This window comes from Brooklawnia sp. (assembly GCF_032229645.1).
Classification (GTDB): domain Bacteria; phylum Actinomycetota; class Actinomycetes; order Propionibacteriales; family Propionibacteriaceae; genus Brooklawnia.
This window is the reverse complement of record NZ_JAVTWX010000054.1, coordinates 1-8,841: the sequence shown is the minus strand read 5'-3', so window position 1 is coordinate 8,841 and position 8,841 is coordinate 1. Positions and strand designations below refer to the sequence as shown.

10 protein-coding genes are annotated in these 8,841 nt (G+C 63.6%); 5 read left to right on the top strand and 5 right to left on the bottom strand.

Translation table 11 applies throughout. The features are described from left to right. The 4 genes from AAFP05_RS03810 to AAFP05_RS03795 all read right to left on the bottom strand — a co-directional run. Nucleotides 1–376: ATP-binding cassette domain-containing protein (locus AAFP05_RS03810; protein ID WP_341728529.1), on the bottom strand; the 376-nt coding region annotated here is incomplete at its 3' end. A gap of 2 nt (nt 377–378) precedes the next feature. After that, nucleotides 379–921 carry an ECF transporter S component gene (locus AAFP05_RS03805; RefSeq protein WP_341728528.1) on the bottom strand — a complete coding sequence of 181 codons (543 nt, stop codon included), beginning with the start codon at nt 919–921 and terminating at the stop codon, nt 379–381. Between the two features lie 6 nt (nt 922–927). Then, nucleotides 928–1,641, bottom strand: a complete 714-nt coding sequence (locus AAFP05_RS03800; protein WP_341728527.1) for a GntR family transcriptional regulator — start codon at nt 1,639–1,641, stop codon at nt 928–930. A gap of 221 nt (nt 1,642–1,862) precedes the next feature. Next, nucleotides 1,863–3,251 carry a glycine--tRNA ligase gene (locus tag AAFP05_RS03795; RefSeq protein ID WP_341728526.1) on the bottom strand — a complete coding sequence of 463 codons (1,389 nt, stop codon included), beginning with the start codon at nt 3,249–3,251 and terminating at the stop codon, nt 1,863–1,865. A gap of 185 nt (nt 3,252–3,436) precedes the next feature. On the opposite strand from AAFP05_RS03795, the gene AAFP05_RS03790 reads away from it, so the two are divergent. The 5 genes from AAFP05_RS03790 (at nt 3,437) to AAFP05_RS03770 (ending at nt 8,015) form a co-directional block, all read left to right on the top strand. Beyond that, nucleotides 3,437–4,369 (top strand): metal ABC transporter substrate-binding protein, encoded by a 933-nt coding sequence (locus AAFP05_RS03790; protein ID WP_341728525.1) that lies wholly within the window; start codon nt 3,437–3,439, stop codon nt 4,367–4,369. Next, nucleotides 4,366–5,136 (top strand): ATP-binding cassette domain-containing protein, encoded by a 771-nt coding sequence (locus AAFP05_RS03785; RefSeq protein ID WP_341728524.1) that lies wholly within the window; start codon nt 4,366–4,368, stop codon nt 5,134–5,136. The genes AAFP05_RS03790 and AAFP05_RS03785 overlap by 4 nt, the downstream gene beginning before the upstream one ends. Nucleotides 5,137–5,140: 4 nt before the next feature. Then, nucleotides 5,141–6,121, top strand: a complete 981-nt coding sequence (locus AAFP05_RS03780; RefSeq protein ID WP_341728534.1) for a metal ABC transporter permease — start codon at nt 5,141–5,143, stop codon at nt 6,119–6,121. Continuing rightward, complete coding sequence (locus tag AAFP05_RS03775; protein ID WP_341728523.1) at nt 6,111–6,542, top strand: Fur family transcriptional regulator; 432 nt, start codon at nt 6,111–6,113, stop codon at nt 6,540–6,542. Before AAFP05_RS03780 ends, AAFP05_RS03775 begins: the two co-directional genes overlap by 11 nt. A 69-nt stretch (nt 6,543–6,611) precedes the next feature. Further along, nucleotides 6,612–8,015 carry a trypsin-like peptidase domain-containing protein gene (locus tag AAFP05_RS03770; protein ID WP_341728522.1) on the top strand — a complete coding sequence of 468 codons (1,404 nt, stop codon included), beginning with the start codon at nt 6,612–6,614 and terminating at the stop codon, nt 8,013–8,015. A gap of 33 nt (nt 8,016–8,048) precedes the next feature. On the opposite strand, the gene recO is transcribed toward AAFP05_RS03770, so the two are convergent. Further along, nucleotides 8,049–8,789, bottom strand: coding sequence for a DNA repair protein RecO (gene recO, locus AAFP05_RS03765; protein WP_341728533.1), 741 nt, complete (start codon nt 8,787–8,789; stop codon nt 8,049–8,051). Nucleotides 8,790–8,841 lie beyond the last annotated feature (52 nt).

The window sequence follows — 8,841 nt, the reverse complement described above, 5'->3', positions numbered from 1 at the left end:
CCACTCGCCGCTTGATCTCCGCACGTGTCAGGAGGTGATTGCGCGGACCGAAAGCGACATCCTCGCCTACGGTTCGTCCAATGATCTGGCTTGCAGGGTCTTGCAACACCAAGCCGATGTAGCGGCTGAGGGTCTGTACGCGGTAGTCGGCGAAGTCGGCTGCTCCGTAGCGGATGCGTCCTGCGAACTCACCGGGCTCCGACGCGCGTATCACGCCGGCAAGGGCGCGCAACAGAGTCGACTTGCCGGCCTGGACCGCACCCATGACCGCAGTCGATGTGCCCGCACCGAAATAGGCATTGACCTCGCGTAACGCGTCTTGGTCGGCCGCTGGGTAGCGGTAGCTGACCGCCTCGGCCCGGAGCTCTTCCGGCACGCTCAGCTCAACAGACGGGTATTACGCAACGACAGATATGCAATGGCGGCGATCGCCAGGTTGACGACCGAGCCGATGGCCAGCGACGGCAAGCTCGCCAGGTAGAGCGGCCAGCCGCCGATCGGAACCATGATGAGAGCAAGCACCGGGCAGTTCACTATGCCCGCCAGGACGAAGCCGATGACCAGTCCTGCGGTGCCCTTGCGGCCGAACCAGCCGAAGATCCAAGCACACGCGGCCATGCCTGCCGCGATCGCCAGATGCACCGGAAGGGTCAGCGGGAAGCCTGTGATGCCCGCGGTGAGAAGGTGGCCGATCGCAGCCACGACTGCGCCCATCCAGCCGCCGAATCCGATAGCGATGAAGAAGCCAGGTGCAGCGTCAAGGGCGACGGTACCGACCGGTGATGGGATCTTGATCAGTGCGCCTACCGCCGACAAGGCGATGAAGACCGCCATGATGGCCAGCTTGCGCGCCGACAGACCGTACGTGCCTTGGTCGTGTGGACGATCTTCCAGCTTGGGCCGGGTCTGAGTGTTACTCATCGGAATCTACTTGCTCCTTGTTGTGATCATCGGACGGTAACGGTCGGTTCGCACCAAGATGCGACTTGTCTCGATCGGACGATTGAGCGCCGTGTAGCCGATGCGGTCGACACATAGCAGCGGGATTCCGCGTCCGATATCCAGAGCTGAGGCCTCGGCTTCGGATGCCTCGGCGATGCCATAGCGGTCGCTGACCTGAATGATGCCTACGTCCAGCGCGGAGAGTTCGGCGTAGAGGGATTCGCGGGCCGCGATGCCCCCGACATCGACCCCGGCGAAGGCCGACGCAGGTAGCCACGACTCGCTCAGCGAAACTGGCTCGTCATCGGCAGTGTGTACTCGTGAGATATGGACGATTCGTCCGCCCGAGAACTGTCCGGCCGACACGCCCTCATCAGGCGCGTCCATCAGGCAGGCGTGAGTTTCTCGGACACCGGGCTCGTGCCCCAGGGCTCGCATCGTCGCGCTGAAGCTCATCATGTTGGGTTCTGCCTGAGGCACCTGCGCATCGACGACTCGCGTGCCGTTGCCGCGATCAATCTCCAGCAAGCCATCGACGACAAGATCGCCGATGGCTTTGCGGATCGTGGTGCGGCTCACCTGATAGCGCTCCTGCAGAGCCTGTTCGCTGGGAAGATACTCGCCGGGACCCCAGATGCCATCACTGATCTGCGATGCAAGGCTGCGCTCCACCCGCAAATAGAGCGGCTCACTGCCCATTCGTAGCGTCCCCCTCCGCCAGCGGTGTCGCGCTGTGGCCAGTGGCCTCCAGACATCATGACGTCTCTATGTCTATCACGCCGTCGCCACGACGTCCAGGCGGGACGCACGCCCCCGGCCGTCCAACGCCGCCAACCCCGCCCCCTCGACCGGATCGTGTAGGTTCCGGGCCCATCACGGGCCCCTGCGCTACACAATCCGGCTGAGCGGACGACCCCGACTCAGCAGCCAGGCAGTCGCTCGGCCAAGTACGACCGGACCTGCGAAATCGCGACCCGCTCCTGGGCCATCGTGTCGCGCGAACGAATCGTCACCGCGTCGTCCTCCAGACTGTCGAAGTCGACGGTGATGCAGTACGGCGTACCGATCTCGTCCTGGCGGCGATAGCGCTTGCCGATGGCCTGGGCATCGTCGAAGTCCACGTTCCAGTACTTGCGCAACTCGCCCGCCAACTCGCGCGCCTTCGGCGACAGCGCCTCGTTACGAGACAGCGGCAGCACGGCGACCTTCACCGGAGCCAGACGAGGATCGAGCTTGAGCACCACGCGGGTGTCGACGCCGCCCTTGGTGTTGGGGGCCTTGTCTTCGGTGTAGGCCTCGACCATGAATGCCATCAAGGAGCGGGTCAGACCGGCTGCCGGCTCGATGACATAGGGCGTGTAATGCTGACCCTTCGCCTGGTCGAAGTACTCCAGAGTGGTCCCGGAATGCTTGCTGTGGGTCGACAGGTCGAAGTCGGTGCGATTGGCAACGCCCTCCAGCTCGCCCCAGTCCGAGCCGGCGAAGCCGAACTTGTACTCGATGTCGACCGTGCGCTTCGAGTAGTGCGAGAGCTTCTCCTTGGGGTGCTCGTAGAAGCGGAGGTTCTCCTCGGCCAGACCCAGACCGACATACCAGGCCTTGCGGTGATCAATCCAGTACTGGTGCCATTCTTCGTCTGTTCCGGGCTCGACGAAGAACTCCATCTCCATCTGCTCGAACTCGCGGGTACGGAAGATGAAGTTGCCGGGAGTGATCTCGTTGCGGAAGCTCTTGCCCACCTGACCGACACCGAACGGCGGCTTTTGACGGGTGGCGTTCAACACGTTCTTGAAGTTGATGAAGATGCCCTGCGCAGTCTCCGGACGCAGATAGTGCAGACCGGACTCGTCCTCGATAGGACCGAGATAGGTCTTCAGCATCATGTTGAAATCGCGCGGCTCGGTGAACTGCCCACGAGTACCGCAGTTCGGGCACGGGACCTCGGTCAACGCGACCGAATCCGGATCATCGACGCCCTTGCGGTGGGCGTATTCCTCGGCGAGCTGATCGGCGCGGAACCGCTTGTGGCAGCTCAGGCATTCGATCAACGGATCGGTGAAGACCGAGACGTGCCCCGAGGCCACCCAAACCTCCCGCGGGAGAATGACCGACGAGTCAAGACCGACCACGTCATCGCGGCTGGTGACCATGTAACGCCACCATTGCTTCTTGATGTTCTCCTTGAGCTCAACGCCCAACGGCCCATAATCCCAGGCGGCCCTGGTGCCGCCGTAGATATCGCCGCACGGGAACACGAATCCCCGCCGCTTACACAGGTTGATGACCTTCTCGAGAGTGCTCTCAGCCATGAAAATGCCCTACTGTTCTGGTCCCCACAACAGGGACGGCTCCCCGGTACCTGGCTGGCATCGGGCGCGACGTCCGCGACTCGTTCGGACGCAGACGACGACCATCCACCAGGCTAACGGTTGAAACCCGAAACGAGAACTACGAAGATTTGCGCCCACCAAGATCTCGGATGATAATGATTGTCATGTTCTTTCTACGACCTCTGCGTCATACGACGGCGGTGCTGGGTGGCGCAATGCTCGTCCTCGCTGCCGTCGGCTGTTCATCACCTACCGGCCAGGACGACTCAGCGACCACCATCGTGGTCGGGGCCTACCCTTTCGAGTTCGTCGCTTCCCAGGTGGCCGGCGATCACGCGACGGTGATCAACTTGCTCGCCCCCGGTTCGGACAGCCACGATCTGGAACTCTCTCCGCAGCAGGTCACGCAGGTGTTGAACGCCGATCTGGTTGTATACCAGTCGGGCCTGCAGGCATCCCTTGATGAAGCGGTCGAGCAGGAGCCTCCGAAGAACGTCTTAGATACCGCCACCTTCTTGAATCTGCGCACGGCGAGCGAGGATGGCGTCGAAGAGGAGGACGGCCATGACGACGGCGCATACGATCCGCATGTCTGGCTCGATCCGGCAAATATGATCGACATCGCCGATCACACCGCAGAAGCGCTATCCACGATCCAACCCGAGAACGCTGAGGCTTTTACCGAAAACGCCACACAATTGGCTTCTGAGCTCACCGACCTCGATTCGCAGTTCGCATCCGGATTGTCCAGTTGCCGCACCACTACGTTCATCACCACCCATACTGCTTTCGGCTATCTGGCTGCCCGCTATGGGCTGGAGCAGGTTGGCATCAGTGGGCTGTCCCCCGACGAGGAGCCCAGCCCTGCGCGTATTGCCGAGGTCCAGCAGGTCGCCACGCAACGCGGCCTGACCACGATCTTCTATGAAACGGCCGTCTCGCCCAAGGTGGCGGAGACAATCGCCTCCGATCTGGGACTGGCAACCGACGTGCTCGACCCCATCGAGACGTTGAGCCAGGATTCCCGCGGTAGCGATTACATTGAGGTCATGCATTCGAACCTCGACTCGCTGCGGAAAGCGAATGGCTGCGCGTGAGTGAAACCGTCATACATGCGTCCTGCGTCGATACCTGGCTGGGCGACCAGCAGATTCTTTTTGGTGTCGATCTTGATGTCAGCGCCGGCGAGGTGGTCGCGCTGCTCGGCGACAACGGTTCGGGCAAGACCACTTTGCTTCGCACGCTCTTGGGGCTGATTCCCCATCAGACCGGCGAAATAGACCTCTTTGGTCAGCCGCTCGGACGTTTCAAGGAGTGGTCGCGCATCGGCTATGTTCCTCAGCGCGGCCGACTGCAAGTGCCGAACGCCACCGTGCAGGAGGTGGTGATGCTCGGACGACTCTCCCGGCGTCCGCTGCTTCGGCTGCCGCGCACCGTCGACAAGGCCGCGGTGGGCCAAGCCCTGGAAAGAGTCGGATTGGCCGGCCTGGGCCCGCGTCCGATGGCACACCTGTCGGGCGGCCAGCAACAACGGGTACTGATCGCGCGTGCACTGGCCGGGCAGGCCGATCTCCTCGTACTGGACGAGCCACTGGCCGCGCTGGATGTGCGCACCCAGACCAGCCTGGCTCATCTGCTCGCCCGGCTGCACAGCGAGGGCGGGCTCACCATCCTGACCGTTCTACATGAGTTGGGCGCGATGGAGTCACTGCTCCAGCGCAACATCGTGTTGCAGGCCGGGCGGGTGATCTATAACGGACCGCTCATCTCAGGCCCGCCCACCGATCATTGCGCGGACGACGCGCCGACGAGCGGATCGCTGCTCGAACCCCAACTGACAGTGCGCCACGGCAAGGAGAATTGAGTTGATCTCGATACTGGCGCTCGACTTCATGGTTCGAGCCTTACTGGCCGGCGCATTGACGGGGGTGATGGCGCCTGCGGTTGGCAGCTACATCGTCCAACGCAAACTCAGCCTGCTCGGCGATGGTCTGGGCCACGTCGCGATCGCCGGGGTCGGCCTGGCGCTGATGACGGGCCAGGCCCCGGTGCCGGTGGCCGTTGCCGTGTGCGTCGCCGGTGCTGTGCTGATCGAACTGCTCCGCCAAAGCGGCCGGGCGTCCGGCGATGTCGGTCTGGCGATCCTGTTCTACGGCGGGCTGGCCAGTGGTGTCCTGATGGCCGGGCTGGCCGGGCGTGGTGCGGGCATGCTCTCGCAGTTCCTTTTCGGTTCACTGACCTCGGTCAACCGGTCCGACCTGATCGTCGTCGCAGCGATGTCGGCACTAGTCCTGGTCACCGCAATTGGGCTGTCCCCACAGCTCTTCGCGGTTTGTGCGGACGAAGACTACGCACGCACACAGGGGCTGCCGACCCGCGCACTGAATCTGATGATCGTCGTGATGGCTGCCGTCACGGTCGCCGTGTCCATGCGCACAGTCGGCCTGATGCTGGTCAGCGCACTCATGGTGATTCCCGTCGCCACCAGCAACAACATCGTCCAGGGTTTTCGGCGCAGCCTGTACACCTCAATGATGATCGGGTTAGTCTGTGCGACGCTCGGCGTAGTGATCTCGTACTATCTCGACTCTGCTTCGGGTGCCACCATCGTGGTTCTGGCAATTCTCGTCTTCATCGCTACGCTACCGATCTCGACGACGCTCGAACGCCGCCGCCGGTCCCGTCCCGCCCCTGTCGAGGACGACGAGCGGGTCTTTGAGAGAGCCGAACCGCATGAATCGGTGGGCGAATCCGCCTTGCGCCCCGCGGTGCTACACGGCGATCATGTGGACTATCTGCATGACGGGCATCGACACGCGCCACATGGAGATCACTTCGATGAGCACTGACCACACCGCATCGCGCCCCAGGTTGACCAGGCAGCGTCAGCTGATTCTTGATCGGCTCGATCAGGTGGACACCTTCCTCTCCGCCCAGCAATTGCACGCTGCGCTGCGGACCGACGGGGAAGCCATCGGGCTTGCGACCGTCTACCGCGGACTCCAGTGGCTCGAAGACGCCGGGATCGTCGACGCGATCCGCACCGCCGACGGCGAAGCAGCGTATCGCCGGTGCTCGATTGTCCATCATCATCATCTGATCTGCCGCCGGTGCGGAAGGGCCGTGGAGGTACGCGGCGAAACGCTCGAGGAATGGTCCCGTAATGTGTCCGCGGAGCATGGTTTCACCCAACCCGAGCACTTCGTAGAGATCTACGGCTTATGTCCCGAATGCTCCGCGGTGGCCGAAGAACTCCCAGCAACTTCATAGACTACTCACCGAAAACTCGCAGCAAGTTGGCATGTGATGGTTGGCGAACCCGATAAGGAGACCATCACGATGAGTACTCAGAACCCGAACCCATGGAGTCGCGAGGCGTGGCAGCAGAACAGCAACTCCTTTACGCCTCAGGGACCGTACCCTCAGCAGCCGCAGCCCGGTCAGCCTCAGCAGGTAAATGCGCAACAGGCCTACTTCGGCCAGCAGGCCAGCCGACCCGGCACGCAGCAGCAACCCCAGCCTGATTACGCCCAGCAGGAGCAGGCCGAAACCGGCGGCGCACAGGAAGCTCCACAACCAAGCACCCTGCAGGCTGCCCCGCTCGCACTGACCAGTACCCAACCCACCAAGCCGAGATCTCGCGTCGCGGGCATCGTGGCACTCGCCGTACTGGCCGGCGCGGTCGGTGGCGGCGGTGCCGGCTATGGCGTGGCAACCTACCTGGGCAGCGGTCAGACAGGCGCGGCGACCACCACTCAGATCGTTCAGGCCGACGGCTCGCACCCCGACTGGGCCACTGTGGCCCAGGCAGCGTCCAAGGCAGTGGCGTCGATCACGGTGGCCGCGGCGAACGGCTCCGAGAGCCTGGGCTCGGGCGTGGTCATCGACGCCGCAGGTCACATCGTGACCAACAACCACGTGATCTCCGGCGTCGGGTCGCAAGCCACCATCACGGTTGTACTGGACAATGTCGCCTACGACGCGACGGTCATCGGCACGGATTCCACGACCGATCTCGCCGTGCTTCAGTTGGTGGATCCACCAACGGATCTCAATGTGATGAGCTTCGCCGATTCGTCGTCCCTGGCGGTCGGAGACGAGGTGATGGCGATCGGCAACCCGCTCGGCCTGGACGATACGGTCACCACCGGCATCATCTCCGCGCTCAACCGCCCGGTCACCACCGAAGCCGTGACGGATAACTCGCCGGTTTCGCATTCCTCCGGCGGCACCGATGTGGTTGTGACGGCAGCCATTCAGACCAACGCCGCGATCAACCCCGGCAACTCGGGTGGCGCGCTGATCAACTCGTCCGGCGAACTGGTCGGCATCACCTCGTCGATCGCGACGCTCAGTTCGGGCCAGTCATCGTCGTCCAGCGAATCCGGCAGCATCGGCCTCGGCTTCGCCATCCCCGCCAACCAGGTGAAATATGTTGCGGATCAGCTCATCGCCACGGGTTCTGCCCAGCATCCGCAGATCGGCATCAGCGCTCAGGACGTCACCGGAACCGGTCAGCTGGGTGCGGAGGTTACCAATGTCACCTCCGGTTCTCCTGCAGCATCTGCCGGTGTCCAAGCCGGCGATCTGATCACCGCTGTCGATGGCAACCCGGTGACCTCGACCGAGTCGCTGGTGGCGCTGGTACGGGCCAGTCAGGTTGGGCAGGAGATCACGCTGACCGTTCAGCGCAATGGGCAGTCGAGCGACGTGAGCGTCACGACGACTGCCGCCTCGCGGTAGCCCTCTCAATGTGGCTGGTGGCCCGCGCCGGGTTCAGCGGACCACCAGTGGCAGCGAACGCAGGCCGCGTTCCATATGCCAGGCCGCGAAGGCCGCGATCAGTCCGCTCACCTCGTTGCGGGCCCGGTCGGAAACCTCGGCGGTGGTCGGCCAATCGCCGGCAAGCAGTGCGGAGATCAGCGTCCAGGCGTCATCGCTCGGCAGCGCAGTGCGTGGCGGACGACAGGCCTGGCAGACCATGCCACCGGCCTCGGGAGAGAACCCCGCATGCGGACCCTCCAGCCCACAGCGAGCGCAACTGGCCAGCGCCGGCGCATATCCCGCCACCGACAATGCTCGTAGTAGGTAGGAGTCGAGGATCATGGTCGCCGGGCGTGGTCCGCAGGGAGTGCCAGAGCCGAGGGTGCGCAACGCTCCGACGAGCAGCCGATACTGCTGCAGCGCCGGTTCACCCTCTTCGGTGACCAGCCGATCAGCGGTCTCGACCATTGCCTCGCCCGCGGTGAAGGCGCCGTAGTCGATGCGCAGCGGGGCGTCATAGGCGTGCAAAGTCTCGGCTTGGGTGATGATGTCCAGATTGCGCCCGCTGGCGAACTGTACGTCGACGTGGCTGAACGGCTCCAACCGCCCACCGAATTTCGACGACGTGCGCCGCACCCCGCGGGCAACTGCGCGGATCTTGCCGTGGGTACGGCTCAGCAGGGTGATGATGCGGTCGGCCTCACCGAGTTTGTGGGTCCGCAGCACCACAGCTTCATCTCGGTAGGTCGGCATGGCATCCATTGTCTCGCAACTGTCCAATGAGCCGGACATGACACCGCCGGAC

Coding starts and splice junctions, on each gene's coding strand:
- AAFP05_RS03805 (WP_341728528.1), bottom strand. CDS start 921: ATGAGTAACACTCAGACCCGGCCCAAGCTGGAAGATCGTCCACACGAC.
- AAFP05_RS03800 (WP_341728527.1), bottom strand. CDS start 1,641: ATGGGCAGTGAGCCGCTCTATTTGCGGGTGGAGCGCAGCCTTGCATCG.
- AAFP05_RS03795 (WP_341728526.1), bottom strand. CDS start 3,251: ATGGCTGAGAGCACTCTCGAGAAGGTCATCAACCTGTGTAAGCGGCGG.
- AAFP05_RS03790 (WP_341728525.1), top strand. CDS start 3,437: ATGTTCTTTCTACGACCTCTGCGTCATACGACGGCGGTGCTGGGTGGC.
- AAFP05_RS03775 (WP_341728523.1), top strand. CDS start 6,111: ATGAGCACTGACCACACCGCATCGCGCCCCAGGTTGACCAGGCAGCGT.
- AAFP05_RS03770 (WP_341728522.1), top strand. CDS start 6,612: ATGAGTACTCAGAACCCGAACCCATGGAGTCGCGAGGCGTGGCAGCAG.
- recO (WP_341728533.1), bottom strand. CDS start 8,789: ATGCCGACCTACCGAGATGAAGCTGTGGTGCTGCGGACCCACAAACTC.